The organism is Xenorhabdus entomophaga (assembly GCF_037996725.1).
GTDB lineage: Bacteria > Pseudomonadota > Gammaproteobacteria > Enterobacterales > Enterobacteriaceae > Xenorhabdus > Xenorhabdus khoisanae.
Genome location: NZ_JBBMXH010000003.1, coordinates 26,293 through 43,014, shown reverse-complemented (window position 1 = coordinate 43,014; position 16,722 = coordinate 26,293). Strand labels below are relative to the sequence as shown.

Below are 16,722 nucleotides of genomic sequence, written 5' to 3'. Positions count from 1 at the left end.
GGATGGCAACACTATCCGCCGGCCTTAAATTCCATCAAAAATAAGTAATTTTCCACCTTCCGCCTTTAACAAGAGTTGTTGCGCCTATCCCTTATCAGCTATGCTATGGCGTCTTAGATTTCATAAACAACCATGTTCCATAACAACAAGCACGCTAACGGCGTAGCTTTATTACTCACCATAGGATTATCGGTGCCATGCAAGAACAATATCGTCCAGAAGACATAGAACAACAAGTCCAGCTTCACTGGCAAGAGAAGCAAACGTTCAAAGTGACAGAAGACAACAGCAAAGAAAAATACTATTGCCTGTCTATGCTACCTTACCCTTCTGGTCGACTACATATGGGCCATGTCCGTAACTACACTATTGGTGATGTGATTTCCCGCTATCAACGCATGCTAGGTAAAAATGTGTTGCAACCAATCGGTTGGGATGCTTTCGGCCTGCCGGCTGAAGGGGCTGCGGTTAAAAATAACACCGCCCCTGCTCCGTGGACTTATTCCAACATCGAATACATGAAAAACCAGTTGAAAACACTGGGTTTTGGTTATGACTGGGATCGTGAAGTAACGACCTGTGTACCAGAATACTATCGCTGGGAACAGTGGTTCTTCACTAAGTTGTACGAAAAAGGTTTGGTATACAAAAAAACCTCCGCTGTTAACTGGTGTCCACATGACCTGACCGTTCTGGCTAATGAGCAAGTTATTGATGGTTGCTGCTGGCGTTGTGATACCCAAGTGGAACGCAAAGAGATCCCACAATGGTTCATCAAGATCACCGATTATGCGGAAGAGCTGCTGAACGATCTGAATAAGTTGGAAGATTGGCCTGAACAGGTCAAGACTATGCAACGTAACTGGATTGGTCGTTCTGAAGGTGTCGAAATCACTTTTAATGTTGCTGAGAGCCAAGAAAAACTCACCGTTTATACCACTCGCCCAGATACTTTCATGGGTGCAACCTATGTTGCTGTCGCAGCAGGCCATCCTCTGGCAAAACAAGCGGCGGAAAATAATCCGGCACTGGCAGAATTCATCAACGAATGCCGTAATACCAAAGTTGCCGAAGCAGATATGGCAACCATGGAGAAAAAAGGCATGCCAACAGGCATGTTCGTTATTCATCCATTGACCAATGAAAAAATAGCTATTTGGGTTGCTAACTTTGTCCTGATGGAATACGGCACTGGTGCTGTTATGGCAGTTCCTGCCCATGACCAACGTGATTGGGAGTTTGCGACTAAATACAACCTGCCAATGAAAGCCGTTATTCTGGACAACGACGGCAACGAACCCAATATTCAGGACGCAGCCGCTACAGACAAAAATGCACTGGTCAATTCCGGTGAATTCAGCGGGCTGAATAATGAAGAAGGTTTCAATGCCATTGCAGACAAACTGGTTACAATGGGCGTCGGCCAGCGTAAGGTCAATTACCGCCTGCGCGACTGGGGTGTTTCCCGTCAGCGTTATTGGGGCGCGCCAATTCCAATGGCAACACTGGAAGATGGAACCGTTGTTCCTGTCCCAGAAGATCAGTTGCCAGTGATCCTGCCGGAAGATGTTATGATGGATGGCATCACCAGCCCAATTAAGGCTGATCCAGAATGGGCAAAAACGACCATCAACGGTCAATCTGCTCTGCTTGAGACGGATACCTTTGATACCTTCATGGAATCTTCATGGTATTACGCACGTTATACCTGCCCGGATCATGATAAAGGCATGTTAGACCCGGCTGCGGCCAACTACTGGTTGCCAGTGGATCAATACATCGGTGGTATTGAACATGCCATCATGCACCTGATGTACTTCCGCTTCTTCCACAAGCTGTTGCGTGATGCTGGCCTGGTTAATTCTGATGAACCCGCTAAACGCCTGCTGTGCCAAGGCATGGTTCTGGCCGATGCTTTCTATTACACCGGCAACAGTGGCGAAAAAGTCTGGGTATCTCCGGCTGACGCTATTATTGAGCGTGATGAAAAAGGGCGCATTATTAAAGCAACGGATAAAGACGGGCATGAACTGGTTTATACCGGTATGAGCAAAATGTCGAAATCCAAGAACAACGGTATCGATCCACAAACTATGGTCGATAAATACGGTGCTGATACTGTTCGCCTGTTCATGATGTTCGCTGCACCACCAGAGCTGACTCTGGAATGGCAGGAATCTGGCGTAGAAGGTGCTAACCGCTTCCTGAAACGTGTTTGGCGTCTGGTTTATGAACACAGCAATAAAGGGGCAACCCAGCCGCTGGAGATCAGTAGCCTGACTGCGGAACAAAAAGATCTGCGCCGTGATCTCCATAAAACCATTGCGAAAGTCACCGATGATATTGGCCGCCGTCAGGCATTCAATACCGCCGTTGCTGCAATTATGGAGCTGATGAACAAACTGACACGTGCTCCGCAGGAAACTGAGCAGGATCGCGCTCTTATGCAAGAAGCACTGACCACAGTTGTACGTATGCTTTCGCCTATTACCCCACACGCTTGTTTCATCATGTGGAAAGAACTTGGCAATGAAAATGACATTGATGTTGCTGAATGGCCGCAAGCAGATGAGCAAGCAATGGTGGACGATACTAAACTGGTAATCATTCAGATTAATGGTAAAGTTCGTGGCCGCATTACTGTACCGGCAGATGCAGCAAAAGAGTATGTTCAGGAAATGGCGACGCAAGAATACAGTGTGACGAAATATCTTGAAGGCGTCAGTATTCGCAAGGTCATCTATGTGCCAGGTAAATTACTGAACCTGGTCGTTGGTTGATAACAGGAGAGCTCTGTTGTGGGAAAAAATGTAGTGGAAAGAAATAATCTGCGGCATCGTATTTTCACGTTGTTGCTCGGGCTAGCAGTGCTGGTCACCGCTGGCTGCGGTTTTCACCTTCGCGGCACAACGCAAGTACCAAAAGAGCTTCAAACATTGCAATTAAGTTCAGGGGACCCTTACGGGCCTCTGGCACGCTCGGTGCGCCAGCAACTGCGCCTGAACGATGTCAAAATTATTGAACATGGCGATGCTTCAGTGCCTATCCTGAAACTTTTGGGTTCTAATGAAAACAAAGAGACTGTTTCAGTCTTTCAGGATGGTAAAGCAGCCGAACGCCAATTAATTCTGTATGTTGATGCTCAAGTTCTGATGCCGGATGGCAGCACCTATCCATTGCAGGCAAGGGTTGATCGTTCTTTCTTCGATAACCCACTGGAAGCACTGGCAAAAGATGCAGAAAATGAATTGGTTCAACAGGAAATGCGCGAACAGGCTGCCCATCAGCTTATGCGCCAACTGTTAACTGTTCATAGCGCAGAACTTCTGAAAGCTGAAGAAAAACAGAAAGCTGCGACTACACAGAAACAATGATCCGACTTTATCCTGAAAAACTTCTTTCGCAGCTCAATGAAGAGCTGCGAAGCTGCTATCTGCTATGGGGCAATGAGCCATTGCTATTACAGGAAAGTCAGGACAGTGTCCGCAGAGTGGCTGAACAACATGGCTTTATGGAGCATTTCACCTTCGCGTTGGATAACCATACCGATTGGGATGAAATCTTCAGTCTGTGTCAGTCACTGAGTCTGTTTACCAGCCGTCAATCACTCATCCTGTTGCTGCCGGAAAATGGCCCGAATGCCTCAATGTCAGAACGGCTCATCAAGCTATCAGAGTTACTGCATTCAGATATCCTGCTGATACTGCGTGGCCATAAGCTCACTAAAGCGCAGGAAAATAGCCAGTGGTTCAAGTCAATTGGGCAAAATGGCGTATATGTCAGTTGCCTGACTCCAGAGCAAAATCGTCTGCCTCAATGGGTGGCTCAGCGTGCTAAAAACATGGGGCTATCACTGGAAGATGAAGCTAATCAGCTCTTGTGCTATTGCTATGAAGGGAACTTATTGGCACTGGCTCAGGCATTGGAACGCCTTTCCCTGCTCCACCCCGATAATCGGCTGACACTTCTTCGCGTTGAAGAAGCTGTCAACGATGCTGCTCATTTTTCTCCCTATCATTGGGTTGATGCTTTACTGGCAGGAAAAATAAAACGGGCATGGCATGTACTGAAACAACTCCGGCAAGAAGATACTGAAGCTGTCATCCTGCTTCGTACGATACAGCGGGAACTGATGCTGCTGTTAATACTTAAACGCCAGAGTAAAACAGCCCCTTTGAAGACAGCTCCTTTAAAAACACTGTTTGATCAGCACAAAGTTTGGCAAAATCGCCGGCCATTGTTAACAGCCGCATTACAACGCCTGTCACAACAAGACCTGCAATTCGCCATACATTTATTGACCCAGATGGAACTGCGTGTCAAACAGGATTATAGCCAATCCATTTGGGCTGACCTGGAAACGCTTTCCATGCTGTTATGCGGAAAACCATTACCAGAGAGCTTGCTGAATGCTTGATTCTATTGACCTAATAAATACTGATCCAATAAATACCATTGATTCAACAATCGATAAAGGTGCCCCGATTATTCAGGCACTGTTTGGCGGCACATTTGATCCTATCCATTATGGTCATTTGCGTCCTGTGGAAGCACTGGCACGACTAGTGGGACTCAATCAGGTGATTTTATTGCCTAATCACGTTCCACCACATCGCCCTCAACCAGAGGCGAGTGCTCAGCAACGGCTGGAAATGGTTCGTCTGGCTGTACAGGATAACCCGCTATTTACTGTGGATACTCGTGAACTGGAGCGACAAACACCATCTTACACAGTGGAAACATTGAAATCCTTTCGTCAGGAAGCGGGGGAAGAACGCCCGTTGGCATTCATTATCGGGCAGGACTCATTACAAACTATTCATACATGGTATAAATGGGAAGAATTGCTCGATATCTGCCACCTGTTGGTCTGTTCCCGCCCGGGTTATCAGAAGCAATTATCAAGCCCTGAAATGCAGCAATGGCTGGAAAATCACCAAGTTGATACTCCATTTCCATTGAGTCAAAAACCACACGGTTATATTTACTTAGCCGCTACTCCGCTATTAAACATTTCGGCGACAGACATTCGCCAACGTCACCAACAAGGTTTAAGTTGTGATGATCTGCTCCCCCCATCGATACAAAATTATATCGATTCATGGGGACTATATAGGCAATAGATAAGCAATAGCTAAATCATACAACGAATTGCCGCCAAGTTGCTTACTTTTACAGAGATTGGCATGCTATTATTCTGCGTTACTCAACCAATTTTATAAAATAAAGGTGATCCTTTTGCAAGGCACAGAACTACAACAATTTGTTATTGATAAACTTGAAGATTCCAAAGCACAGGATATTGTTTCTATAGACGTTCGTGGAAAATCCAGCATTACTGATTGCATGGTTATCTGCACCGGAACATCAAACCGCCATCTGATGTCTGTGGCAGATAATCTCGTTGATGACTGCCGCGAAGCTGGCATCATGCCTCTGGGTGTTGAAGGGCAAGGGATTTCCGACTGGATAGTCGTGGATCTCGGCGAAATTATGGTTCATGTCATGCAAGAAGACAGCCGTCGCATGTATGAACTGGAAAAACTCTGGAGTTGAGTTTGAAGTTACAACTGATCGCTGTAGGAACAAAGATGCCGGACTGGGTTCAGACCGGCTTCATGGATTACTTGAATCGTTTTCCCAAGGATATGCCTTTTGAGCTGATTGAAGTTCCGGCGGGAAAACGCGGCAAAAACGCAGACATCAAGCGCATTCTGGAAAAGGAAGGCGAACAAATGTTGGCTGCTGTTGGTAAAGGCAATCGCATTGTAACTCTGGATATCCCCGGCTCTCGTTGGGACACTCCTCAATTGGCACAACAGCTTGACCGCTGGAAGCTGGATGGCAGGAATGTCAGTTTACTGATTGGTGGCCCCGAAGGTTTGGCTCCGGCCTGTAAAGCAGCAGCGGAACAAAGTTGGTCACTTTCTCCCCTGACCATGCCACACCCCCTCGTGCGGGTACTGGTTGCAGAGAGCCTTTACCGAGCATGGAGCATCACAACTAATCACCCTTATCATCGGGAATAAATTGGGTAATCTATCACTGTGAATTCTGGCAATGGGATGAAGAAGAAACGAACTCCTTTTCGTGATCATTCGGCTGAATCAGCCCTATTTATACGCCGCGCACTTGTGGCGTTTATAGGTATTATTATTTTAACCGGCATTTTGATTGCTAATCTTTATAATCTCCAGATCACACGCCACGAAGATTACCAAACCCGCTCAAATGGGAACCGCATTAAGCTTGTTCCCATCGCTCCAAGTCGTGGGATCATTTATGACCGTAATGGCACACCATTAGCAACTAACCGAACCATTTACCAGTTAGAGATTGTGCCGCAGAAAGTCACTGATCTTGACAAGACATTAGAAGAATTACGTTCTGTGGTTGGCCTGACTGATGAAGATATTGAAATCTTCAAAAAAGAACGCCAACGCGCACGTCGCTTTACTTCAATTCCACTGAAAACACCACTGGATCAGGTTCAGGTGGCACGGTTTTCTGTCAACCAATACCGTTTTACGGGGTTAGAAATCAAGGGATACCAGCGCCGTTATTATCCTTACGACTCTGCCCTAACCCATGTAATCGGCTATGTTTCTAAAATAAACGATAAAGATGTAGAAAGGCTCGATAAAGAGGGGATTTTGCCTAATTACGCTGCCAGTCATGATATCGGCAAGCTGGGTATTGAGCGTTATTATGAATCTATTTTGCATGGCAAACCCGGCTACGAAGAAGTGGAAGTTAACAATCGTGGCAGAGTCATTCGCCAACTGCACGAACAGCCTCCACAGGCAGGCAAGGATATTTATCTGTCAATCGATCTGGAGCTTCAAACTTACATTGAAAAGATACTGACAACCAGCCGTGCAGGTGTTGTTGTTACCGATCCTCGTACCGGGGAAGTTTTGGCTATGGTATCCAACCCAAGCTACAATCCAAATATGTTTGTTGATGGCATATCGGGCAAAGAGTATAAAACCCTGCTTAACAATCCCAATCGCCCGTTAATTAACCGAGCAACGCAAGGGGCTTATCCACCCGCATCGACGGTAAAACCTTTTATTGCTGTCGCCGCCCTTAGCAGTGATGTCATTACAAAAAACACCACGATAAACGATCCGGGTTGGTGGCAACTGCCGGGATCAGATAAACGTTACCGCGACTGGGTACGCTGGGGACATGGCAAATTGAATGTTCATAAATCGATTGTTGAATCAGCGGATACTTTTTTCTATCAAGTTGCTTACGATATGGGCATTGATAGGTTATCTGAATGGATGACAAAATTTGGCTATGGTCAATTTACGGGCATTGATTTGAAAGAAGAAAACCCGGGCAACATGCCTACCCGTGAATGGAAACTCAAACGCTACAAAAAACCGTGGTATCAAGGCGATACCATTTCTGTTGGCATCGGTCAGGGATACTGGACTGCAACTCCAATGCAGATGGTAAAAGCCCTAATGACATTGATCAATGACGGAAAAGTAAAGACCCCACATTTCTTGATAAGCACTCGCGTAAATGGCGAAATGCAACCTTATCAACCTCCAGCCAGCGAACAGATTGGGGATATCCATTCTGGATACTGGGAAATTGCCAAAGATGGCATGTATGGCGTTGCCAATGCTCCAAATGGTACTGCCCGCAGAGCCTTTGCGGGCACACCATACAAAGCCGCAGCTAAATCAGGTACAGCTCAGGTCTTCAGTTATGAAACTTATAATGCAAACAAACTTGCTGAACATCTACGTGATCATAAGCTGATGATTGCCTTTGCACCTTATGACAACCCAACCGTTGCCATTTCCATCATTCTGGAAAATGGCGGTTCAGGGCCACCTGTCGGCGCTATCGTCCGCCAAATTCTGGATCATATCCTGCTCAAGGATAAGAAAACTGCCTCTCCTGACGCAACCTCAGCGACGACAGGAGCTCAGCCATCCAGAACACAAGCGACCAGAACACAAGCTAATTGAGTAAAGCCATGACAGAATCTCAAAACAAGGTTCCTTTCTGGACCCGAATACATATAGATATTCCACTGCTACTCTGCATTCTGGCAATACTGGCCTATAGTCTTTTCATTATGTGGAGCGCCAGTGGACAAGACATCGATATGATGGAGCGCAAAGTCGGGCAAGTTATTATGGGGATCATAGTGATGATCGTCTTGGCTCAAGTGCCTCCACGCTTATATGAAAATTGGGCTCCTTACCTCTACATTGTATGCGTCATTCTGCTGATTTTAGTTGATGTTTTTGGACAGATTAGTAAAGGGGCACAACGCTGGTTAGACTTGGGTATTGTGCGCTTCCAGCCATCAGAAATTGCCAAAATCGCGGTTCCTCTGATGGTGGCTCGTTTTATGAACCGTGACCTTTGCCCTCCTTCCCTGAAAAACACGGGCATCGCACTATTCCTGACTTTTCTGCCCACTCTTCTGGTGGCAGCTCAACCGGATCTGGGAACGTCCATTCTGGTTGCAGCCTCTGGCATATTTATTCTGTTTCTGGCAGGGATGAACTGGAAATTAATTGGCATTGCAGTTTTACTGGTTGCCTGTTTTATTCCAATATTGTGGTTCTTCCTAATGCACGATTATCAGCGCGACCGCGTTATGATGCTGCTGGATCCTGAAAGTGATCCGCTGGGTAAAGGCTACCACATCATCCAATCCAAGATAGCCATCGGCTCAGGCGGTTTATTCGGAAAAGGTTGGTTGCAAGGCACGCAGTCACAACTTGAATTTCTTCCTGAACGACACACTGACTTTATTTTTGCGGTCTTATCGGAAGAAATGGGGTTAGTAGGCGTTCTTGTTTTGCTCGGACTCTACCTGATAGTCATTATGCGCGGCTTGTATATTGCGGCCAAAGCACAAAATACTTTCGGCCGTGTGATGGCCGGCGGGTTGATACTTATTTTATTTGTTTATGTCTTCGTTAATATTGGCATGGTAAGCGGCATCCTACCCGTGGTCGGCGTCCCTCTGCCTCTGATTAGTTACGGAGGATCAGCATTGATTGTCTTAATGGCAGGATTCGGCATTATTATGTCAATACACACACATCGTAAATTATTATCCAAAAGTTTATGAGGAAGAAGTTTCATGCGTCAACAATGGCTTATACTTAGCATCCTAGCGGTACTGATATCAGGCTGTACAACAACAGACACTAACCGGGCATCTTCCCTTCCCCCTGTCCCAACCCGTGATGTTTTGGGTGCTGAGCCTCAATATGAGCCTTATCATCCAAGCGCCAATCAGGATTATCAGAAGGGTGGGCAAACGTATCGCATAGTGCAAGATCCGGCTAATTTCAGCCAAACAGGTTATGCCAGTTGGTTTGGTGAAGAATCCAATGGAAAGATGACCGCGATTGGTGAACGAGCCAGCCCTTATTCTTTAACGGCGGCCCACCCGACATTGCCTATTCCAAGCTATGTGCGCATCACCAATTTAAGTAATGGCCGCATGATGATTGTCAGGATTAATGATCGAGGCCCTTACAATCAGCCGGGAAAAATCATTGAATTATCACGTGCAGCAGCAGAGCGATTAAACTTGATGCCGCAAAGCAAAGTAAGACTGGATGGCATTCAAGTTGCGCCTGATGGTTCACTCTCTGGTTTAGGTACTGAGGGAGCAACGATTGCCAAACAGAGCTATGCCTTACCTGAAAGACCCAATATTGGTTCTCAGTCATTTATCAAAGCTCCCATAATAAACGACTCCACATCACAGAATATTGTGGAACCATCGGCTGTTGAACAAAACCCTTCTGTTGGTACAGAAAACCAGCCTATTACTCCACCAGCGACAACACCATCGGATTCATCAAAAGAACCGTCCAGTCCTAAAACCCTGTCTGATTCAGTAGCGGCAGGCAGTTATATGGTACAAGTAGGTGCTGTCAGCGCTGAGCAAAAAGCTAAAGAATGGCAACAGTCTTTGAGTCAGCGTTTTAACGTACAAGGCCGTACCACCCAATTTGGCAATGTCTATCGCGTTCAATTGGGGCCGCTTAACAGCCGCCAACAAGCCTTGGAATTACAAAAAAAACTAATGGATCAAATGCATCAATCTTCTTTTATTGTTGCGCCCTGATCCACTATCCCAATTTTGCTATACCCAATGGATTTCAAGGCGTAGGGAAACAACAAGGGAACATTCCCTAAGAGTATGGCTAAGGATGAGTCTGACCAATAAATCGGCAATTTGAAAGACGATGGGTGTATATCAACAGAAATAAATGGCATCATTGCCTGCTGACTGGATTATCTGATTCCTATCAGCAGGCAGATAAAATTGTGGTGAATAAAATACGGGTAAAAAAGTGTAAACCTTCAACTCACCCAATTTTGTTTAATGTCAGCTTTTTTTTCATTTGTTATTATGTCACTTATTATCAATCCCTTTCTCACGGATGTTACCTAATCAATCATGAAATACATAGTTACTTCCCGTTTTATTAAAAATGCCACGTTAGGCATCGCTCTGGCTACCAGCGTTTCTGCGTTCGCCAACACGGATGATAATTTCAGAACAATGATCCCCGGAGTTCCCGAACTAGATTCAGAAGCCTATATTCTGATTGATTACAATTCAGGAAAGGTATTAGCTGAAAAAAATGCTGATGTTCGCCGCGATCCCGCCAGCCTGACCAAAATGATGACCAGTTACGTCATTGGTCAGGCTATCAAATCAGGAAAAATCGGCCCGAATGATACCGTTACCGTAGGTAAAGATGCTTGGGCAACAGGGAACCCGGTATTTAAAGGTTCTTCTTTAATGTTTTTAAAGCCCGGTGATCAGGTCTCTGTTGCCATGCTATCCCGTGGTATCAACCTGCAATCCGGCAATGATGCCTGTGTCGCAATGGCAGACTATGTAGCAGGCAGTCAGGATGCGTTTGTCAGCCTGATGAATAAATACGTACAGAGTTTAGGGCTGCAAAACACGCACTTCCAGACTGTTCATGGTCTGGATGCTAATGGTCAATATAGTTCAGCTCATGATATGGCATTGATTGGGAAAGCTTTAATCCGCGATGTGCCGGATGAATATGCTATCTACAAAGAAAAAGAATTTACTTACAACAATATTCGCCAGCCTAACCGTAACGGCTTGTTGTGGGATAAAAGTTTAAATGTTGACGGCATTAAAACAGGCCATACTAGCGGGGCGGGTTATAACCTCGTTGCTTCTGCAACCGAAGGAAATATGCGCCTGATTTCTGCCGTGATGGGTAGCCCAACGTTCAAAGGGCGTGAAACTGACAGCAAAAAATTACTGACCTGGGGCTTCCGCTTCTTCGAAACAGTTTCACCACTGCAAGTAGGTAAAGAATTTGCATCAGAACCGATTTGGTTCGGTGACACGGATAAAGTACAACTGGGCGTTGATAAAGATGTTTACCTGACGATCCCTCGCGGTCGCCTGAAGGATTTGAAAGCCAGCTACATATTGGATAATACCGAACTGCATGCACCACTCGCCAAAAATCAAGTTGTTGGCACTATTAACTTCCAGCTTGATGGTAAAACCATTGAGCAACGTCCATTGGTTGTGATGCATGAAGTGCAGGAAGGCGGCTTTTTCAGCCGTATGATTGACTATATCCGGCTGATGTTCCACCACTGGTTTGGTTAATCTATTGAAAGTTAGGTATTTAACCCTATATTAATTACATATTGTCAGAAAATTATCACACCACGGCAAATCATCCCCTTTGCCGTGGCAAATACATGAGGAACGCCCATGAAAACAAAATTAAATGAACTGCTTGAGTTCCCCTGCTCATTTACCTATAAAGTGATGGGCTTAGCTCAACCCGAGCTGGTGGATCAAGTTGTTGAAGTAGTTCAGCGCCATGCGCCGGGTGATTACTCTCCAGTCGTAAAACCAAGCAGCAAAGGCAATTACCACTCAGTTTCCATTACTATCAACGCTACGCATATTGAGCAAGTTGAAATACTGTATGAAGAATTGGGTAATCTGGAATTAGTGCGCGTTGTGCTGTAATCGCATCTTTAAAAAACGCTGATTTCTTGGTCAGCGTTTTTTCTGCAATTAATAGAATTTGTTCTTACTTGATTCAGGCGTGGTTATCTCGCGGAGACTTAGCCCAATACGCCATAAAATTAATTAATGTTCGATCTAAATGGCGCTCTTGGAGTAAATAACGACGAAGGTTTTTTACAGCGGATGATTCTGCCGCGACCCAAGCATAAAACAGACTTGTTTTGTTCTCACCTTCTGCCCTTTCCCACAAAGTCCCGTCATTGGAAGTGACTTCAGTTAAGGATTGTTCTTCAATAAACACGGATTCAGGAAGAGTCACGTGTTCGCGTACTGCCTCTAACAAACATTCGCCGTATGTATATCCTTGTTTGGCTTGACGGGGTAACCAAAATACATCGGCAAATTTGAATTGTTCTACATTGAGGCAATCTTCCTGTTCAGGAACTTCAAAAAATGCCTGTACGCCGGGTGGGGTTTCGAGCAGTGATAACTCTTCGAGGATACCCAATGCCGCTGGCAATGCCGTTTCATCGGCAACCAACAACACCTGACCGACTTGAGCTGACGGTTTCCACTCGCAACCATCCGCCCCGTTCATTGTGCTATCATTGATATCTGTTTTTGGTGCAACAATCTGTAAAGGCTCTCCTGGATTAGCCTGCCGTAACCAATTGGATACAGGCGTGTCTCCACCATGTAAAACAAACTCGATATCCATTTCATTGTCTTCCGTACATAGCGCCCTTAATGTGTAAGTTCTCATCCAGGGACGTTCTTCTTTAGGGATAGACATGTAATCACTATACCAATCTTTCCCCTCCTTAACTTTTAATGAAGGGTTCCTTGGCTGAGGAAACAGCAACTTTATGCGTTGATCAGGTGCGTGTCGCTGCATTTTATGCACTTCCGGGCCTTCGAAAACACAGCGTAATATGGATGGTGATATGGTAATCCGCTCTTTCAGGCGCAAGTTAAAAATGGAGTAAGTTGAAGACATAATATTATCGTAACAAACAGGTTTGTTATTCTCGTTATTAATAAAGTGTTATCAACACTAGTTCAAAAGAAAACCAAAATCAATAGATAATGATAACTATTCTCATATTCATTATTAATCGCTATTTTTGCTAAATGAACTAATTTATCCCAACTCTCTACTTCGCCTGACGACGCAACAGCAATAAAGCCAGTAAAAAGAAAATTCACTGTGCTGGTGTAAAAAATAGCTACATCAACAGCTTATCCGGTGGCACAATATAGATAGCCGAATACGGAAAAATCATTCGGCTATCTATTTACCCTCGATTCAAAAACGCCAAAACGCTTTCGAACACAAAATCAGTATTGGGTAAATTTCCAGCCTTCCCAACAACATGGCGGCACACATCATCCATTTCGCTACCGCATCAAGATTACCAAAACCTTGTGCTGTAGCACCATATCCTATACCCATGTTATTGATACAAGCCGCGACAGTGGCAAATGAAGTCACCAAATCATAACCGAGCAGGTTCAATGCCCAGATAAAAAAACAACTGAAAAAAACATAAAGGAAGAAGAAGCCCCAGACAGAACGCAGAACCCGTTCCTGAACCACTGATTTACCAATTTTGATCGTTGAGATTGCATTCGGATGAATGAGTTGGTTAATTTCGCTAACACTCTGCTTTGCCAAGATCATAAAGCGAAGTGCTTTGATACCACCACAGGTTGAGCCTACGCAGCCACCAAAAAAACTGACCGCCAGTAGCATCAGTATGGTATGCGGGGGCCACTGGGCATAATCAGCAGTTGCCAGACCGTTATCTGTCATCATGGAGCTTGTCATGAAAAAACCATGAATGAACGCATCTTTCACACCATACATACCTGAACGGTATAGCTCCAACCAAATAATGCAAACCACGCCTGCCAATACCAACAAAAAGAATTGCAGTTCAGCGTTTTTTAACAGTGGCTTCAGGCTCCTGCGTGTCAGAGCCACGAAATAAAGCGTAAAATTGACTGCCGACAATACTGAGAAAATTCCCCCCACCATTTCAATGGCTGCACTGTCATAATAACCAAGGCTTTCATTGCGGGTTGAAAATCCCCCCAAAGAAACGGTTGAGATACCATGACAAATAGCATCAAACCATGACATACCCGCAGCCCAGAAACTGACCGAACATAATCCCCCCAGCAACAGGTAAACAACCCATAAGCTTTTGGCACTGTCCGCAAGACGCGGGGTTAATCGTTCTTCTTTGAAAGGACCCGGCATTTCTGATTGATAGAGTTTTGCGCCACCAATTCCTAATAATGGCAAGATGGCAACAGCAAGGACAATGACTCCCAGCCCACCGATAAAATTGAGCTGGGCGCGATAATAGAGTACCGAATTAGGCAGTGCAGACACATCATTCAGCACCGTTGCTCCTGTCGTCGTAATGCCTGATATACCTTCAAACATCGCGTCCACAAGGTTAATATTCAGGCTCTTGTCGAGCATAAAAGGCAGGGCGCTGAGTAACGAAAACAGCAACCAAAATAACACAATGATAAGAAACCCATCTTGTGTGCTGGGTTGCGCTTTGGTTTTACGAGTGAAATACCAGCCAGCTCCCCCAACAGTCAATCCAATGACCAATGTTTCAAAAAAAGCAAAAACACTTTTTTCCTTATAAAACAGAGCCACGAAAATAGGCAGCAGCATCGAGAGACTGTAAAGGAGCACCAGAAAACTACAAAGATGCCCAACAATTAAAAGTTGGTTTTTTTTGACCATCTGTTAGCTCAAACAGAGATTAAAGGGAAAATCATCAAAATATATAACCATGATAATACAAAATAAAAATATATTCGTCTAATTAACAATATTATTGCTTTAAGGCATTCTCAAACTGGTGGGAATCATCTTAGGGCGTTATACTGGCGGGCACTTTTTGTTAACGAATGATGACGTCCCATTGCAACATAACACCGTTATTTTACGCCAGTTAGGTATTCAGCCTTACGAGCCGGTTTCTGATGCCATGCACCAGTTCACTGAGCAGCGTACTGCGGAAACACCTGACGAAATTTGGCTTGTCCAACATGAGAAAGTATTTACACAAGGCCAAGCCGGTAAAGCTGAGCATGTACTTGCGCCAGGAGATATCCCTGTTATCCAATCGGATAGAGGTGGTCAAGTCACCTATCATGGCCCAGGTCAACAGGTTATGTATGTTTTAATTGATTTGAAACGCTCAAAAATTGGAGTTCGCCAATTGGTCACTTCAATTGAAAATACAGTGATCGAAACTCTGGCTCATTTTGGTGTAGAAGCATATGCCCGCCCGGATGCTCCCGGAGTTTATGTCTCAGGCAACAAAATATGTTCCCTTGGGTTGCGTATCCGTAAAGGATGCTCTTTCCACGGCCTGGCACTGAATATTGCAATGGACTTACAGCCGTTTTTCCGCATTAATCCGTGCGGTTATGCTGGCATGCAAATGATCCAACTCTGTGACTTTGTCACAGGAGTGACCATTGAAGATGTACAACCCGTTCTGGTGGAAAAATTCTGTCAGATCTTGGGATTTCAACTCATCGATGAAAGATGATATAATTTTTTAACATTTTTCAAAAAAATTTGAATGGATTTATTGCCTCGATCGCCTTGTCATACACATCAGGCAGTAAGTCAAAATCTGAAGAATATAACTGGAACCGGCACGATTATGAGTAAACCAATTCAGATGGAACGCGGTGTCAAATACCGCGACGCAGACAAGATGGCTTTGATCCCTGTGAAGACAGTTGCCACAGAACGTGAAGCACTCTTGCGCAAACCTGAGTGGATGAAAATCAAACTTCCTGCGGATTCCAGCCGCATTCAGGGTATCAAAGCTGCAATGCGCAAAAATGGATTGCATTCCGTCTGTGAAGAAGCTTCCTGCCCTAACCTTGCTGAGTGTTTTAACCACGGAACCGCCACCTTTATGATCCTTGGCGCCATCTGTACCCGTCGCTGCCCATTCTGTGACGTAGCACATGGTCGCCCGAATACACCTGATGCGGATGAACCCATTAAACTCGCGCAAACCATTAAAGACATGGGATTACGTTATGTTGTTATCACTTCCGTTGATCGTGATGACCTGCGTGATGGCGGTGCACAACATTTTGCTGACTGTATCGCCGCTATTCGTGAAAAAAATCCTTCAATTAGAATCGAAACTTTGGTACCAGATTTCCGCGGTCGCATGGATCGGGCACTGGAAATCCTGACCGCAACGCCACCCGATGTATTCAACCATAATCTGGAAAACGTACCACGGGTTTATCGTCAGGTTCGTCCGGGCGCTAACTATGAATGGTCATTGAAACTACTGGAAAAATTCAAGGAAGCTCACCCTGATATCCCGACTAAATCAGGTCTGATGGTGGGATTGGGCGAAACCAATGAAGAAATTTTAGAAGTTATGCGTGATTTGCGTCGTCATGGTGTCACCATGCTGACTTTGGGGCAATATTTACAGCCAAGCCGCCATCACCTACCAGTCCAGCGTTATGTAAGTCCGGCTGAATTTGAAGAAATGAAAGAAGCAGCATTAGAAATGGGCTTTACCCATGCAGCTTGTGGCCCATTTGTTCGTTCTTCTTACCATGCCGATTTGCAGGCCAAAGGTATGGAAGTCAAATAATCTATTGCCATCACC

The 16,722-nt window shown here is 45.1% G+C and carries 15 protein-coding genes; 13 read left to right on the top strand and 2 right to left on the bottom strand.

Going from position 1 to position 16,722, the window contains the following annotated elements:
* Positions 1 to 197 precede the first annotated feature (197 nt).
* From leuS to ybeD, 11 genes are all read left to right on the top strand, one after another.
* A complete protein-coding gene (gene leuS, locus AAC854_RS01070; RefSeq protein ID WP_340615509.1) occupies positions 198 to 2,780 on the top strand; it encodes a leucine--tRNA ligase in 2,583 nt (860 codons plus the stop codon).
* A 48-nt stretch (positions 2,781 to 2,828) separates the two neighbouring features.
* Positions 2,829 to 3,374 carry an LPS assembly lipoprotein LptE gene (lptE, locus tag AAC854_RS01065; protein ID WP_340615549.1) on the top strand — a complete coding sequence of 182 codons (546 nt, stop codon included), beginning with the start codon at positions 2,829 to 2,831 and terminating at the stop codon, positions 3,372 to 3,374.
* A complete protein-coding gene (gene holA / locus AAC854_RS01060) occupies positions 3,371 to 4,417 on the top strand; it encodes a DNA polymerase III subunit delta (RefSeq protein ID WP_340615508.1) in 1,047 nt (348 codons plus the stop codon). The genes lptE and holA overlap by 4 nt, the downstream gene beginning before the upstream one ends.
* The gene (gene nadD / locus AAC854_RS01055; protein WP_340615507.1) at positions 4,410 to 5,123 is read left to right on the top strand and encodes a nicotinate-nucleotide adenylyltransferase; all 714 of its coding nucleotides are present in this window, start codon (positions 4,410 to 4,412) and stop codon (positions 5,121 to 5,123) included. The genes holA and nadD overlap by 8 nt, the downstream gene beginning before the upstream one ends.
* A gap of 106 nt (positions 5,124 to 5,229) precedes the next feature.
* Positions 5,230 to 5,556 (top strand): ribosome silencing factor, encoded by a 327-nt coding sequence (gene rsfS, locus AAC854_RS01050; protein ID WP_099114749.1) that lies wholly within the window; start codon positions 5,230 to 5,232, stop codon positions 5,554 to 5,556.
* A 2-nt stretch (positions 5,557 to 5,558) separates the two neighbouring features.
* Positions 5,559 to 6,029 (top strand): 23S rRNA (pseudouridine(1915)-N(3))-methyltransferase RlmH, encoded by a 471-nt coding sequence (gene rlmH / locus AAC854_RS01045; protein ID WP_187653047.1) that lies wholly within the window; start codon positions 5,559 to 5,561, stop codon positions 6,027 to 6,029.
* Between the two features lie 36 nt (positions 6,030 to 6,065).
* On the top strand, positions 6,066 to 7,991 hold the full coding sequence (gene mrdA, locus AAC854_RS01040) for a peptidoglycan DD-transpeptidase MrdA (RefSeq protein WP_340615506.1): 1,926 nt from the start codon (positions 6,066 to 6,068) through the stop codon (positions 7,989 to 7,991).
* Between the two features lie 8 nt (positions 7,992 to 7,999).
* Positions 8,000 to 9,112 carry a peptidoglycan glycosyltransferase MrdB gene (gene mrdB, locus AAC854_RS01035; protein WP_340615505.1) on the top strand — a complete coding sequence of 371 codons (1,113 nt, stop codon included), beginning with the start codon at positions 8,000 to 8,002 and terminating at the stop codon, positions 9,110 to 9,112.
* A gap of 12 nt (positions 9,113 to 9,124) precedes the next feature.
* On the top strand, positions 9,125 to 10,123 hold the full coding sequence (gene rlpA / locus AAC854_RS01030) for an endolytic peptidoglycan transglycosylase RlpA (RefSeq protein ID WP_340615504.1): 999 nt from the start codon (positions 9,125 to 9,127) through the stop codon (positions 10,121 to 10,123).
* A 336-nt stretch (positions 10,124 to 10,459) separates the two neighbouring features.
* Entirely contained in the window at positions 10,460 to 11,668 is a 1,209-nt protein-coding gene (gene dacA / locus AAC854_RS01025; RefSeq protein ID WP_340615503.1) for a D-alanyl-D-alanine carboxypeptidase DacA, read from the top strand.
* Positions 11,669 to 11,776: 108 nt separating this feature from the next.
* Entirely contained in the window at positions 11,777 to 12,040 is a 264-nt protein-coding gene (gene ybeD, locus AAC854_RS01020; protein ID WP_047962199.1) for a DUF493 family protein YbeD, read from the top strand.
* A 73-nt stretch (positions 12,041 to 12,113) separates the two neighbouring features.
* Here ybeD and AAC854_RS01015 read toward each other — a convergent pair whose 3' ends face one another.
* Together AAC854_RS01015 and AAC854_RS01010 are read right to left on the bottom strand one after the other, a co-directional pair.
* Entirely contained in the window at positions 12,114 to 13,037 is a 924-nt protein-coding gene (locus tag AAC854_RS01015) for a siderophore-interacting protein (protein ID WP_340615502.1), read from the bottom strand.
* A 309-nt stretch (positions 13,038 to 13,346) separates the two neighbouring features.
* Positions 13,347 to 14,807 (bottom strand): TrkH family potassium uptake protein, encoded by a 1,461-nt coding sequence (locus AAC854_RS01010; protein WP_340615501.1) that lies wholly within the window; start codon positions 14,805 to 14,807, stop codon positions 13,347 to 13,349.
* Between the two features lie 181 nt (positions 14,808 to 14,988).
* Here AAC854_RS01010 and lipB point away from each other — a divergent pair, with 181 nt between their 5' ends.
* Together lipB and lipA are read left to right on the top strand one after the other, a co-directional pair.
* Positions 14,989 to 15,624, top strand: a complete 636-nt coding sequence (gene lipB, locus AAC854_RS01005) for a lipoyl(octanoyl) transferase LipB (RefSeq protein ID WP_340615548.1) — start codon at positions 14,989 to 14,991, stop codon at positions 15,622 to 15,624.
* Between the two features lie 117 nt (positions 15,625 to 15,741).
* Positions 15,742 to 16,707: a lipoyl synthase gene (lipA, locus tag AAC854_RS01000; RefSeq protein ID WP_340615500.1), complete on the top strand. Its 966-nt coding sequence runs from the start codon at positions 15,742 to 15,744 to the stop codon at positions 16,705 to 16,707.
* Positions 16,708 to 16,722 lie beyond the last annotated feature (15 nt).

What these genes read in the sequence shown, in the direction of transcription:
- leuS (WP_340615509.1), top strand. Translation starts at nt 198, where the DNA reads ATGCAAGAACAATATCGTCCAGAAGACATAGAACAACAAGTCCAGCTT.
- holA (WP_340615508.1), top strand. Translation starts at nt 3,371, where the DNA reads ATGATCCGACTTTATCCTGAAAAACTTCTTTCGCAGCTCAATGAAGAG.
- nadD (WP_340615507.1), top strand. Translation starts at nt 4,410, where the DNA reads ATGCTTGATTCTATTGACCTAATAAATACTGATCCAATAAATACCATT.
- mrdA (WP_340615506.1), top strand. Translation starts at nt 6,066, where the DNA reads ATGAAGAAGAAACGAACTCCTTTTCGTGATCATTCGGCTGAATCAGCC.
- mrdB (WP_340615505.1), top strand. Translation starts at nt 8,000, where the DNA reads ATGACAGAATCTCAAAACAAGGTTCCTTTCTGGACCCGAATACATATA.
- rlpA (WP_340615504.1), top strand. Translation starts at nt 9,125, where the DNA reads ATGCGTCAACAATGGCTTATACTTAGCATCCTAGCGGTACTGATATCA.
- dacA (WP_340615503.1), top strand. Translation starts at nt 10,460, where the DNA reads ATGAAATACATAGTTACTTCCCGTTTTATTAAAAATGCCACGTTAGGC.
- ybeD (WP_047962199.1), top strand. Translation starts at nt 11,777, where the DNA reads ATGAAAACAAAATTAAATGAACTGCTTGAGTTCCCCTGCTCATTTACC.
- AAC854_RS01015 (WP_340615502.1), bottom strand. Translation starts at nt 13,037, where the DNA reads ATGTCTTCAACTTACTCCATTTTTAACTTGCGCCTGAAAGAGCGGATT.
- AAC854_RS01010 (WP_340615501.1), bottom strand. Translation starts at nt 14,807, where the DNA reads ATGGTCAAAAAAAACCAACTTTTAATTGTTGGGCATCTTTGTAGTTTT.
- lipA (WP_340615500.1), top strand. Translation starts at nt 15,742, where the DNA reads ATGAGTAAACCAATTCAGATGGAACGCGGTGTCAAATACCGCGACGCA.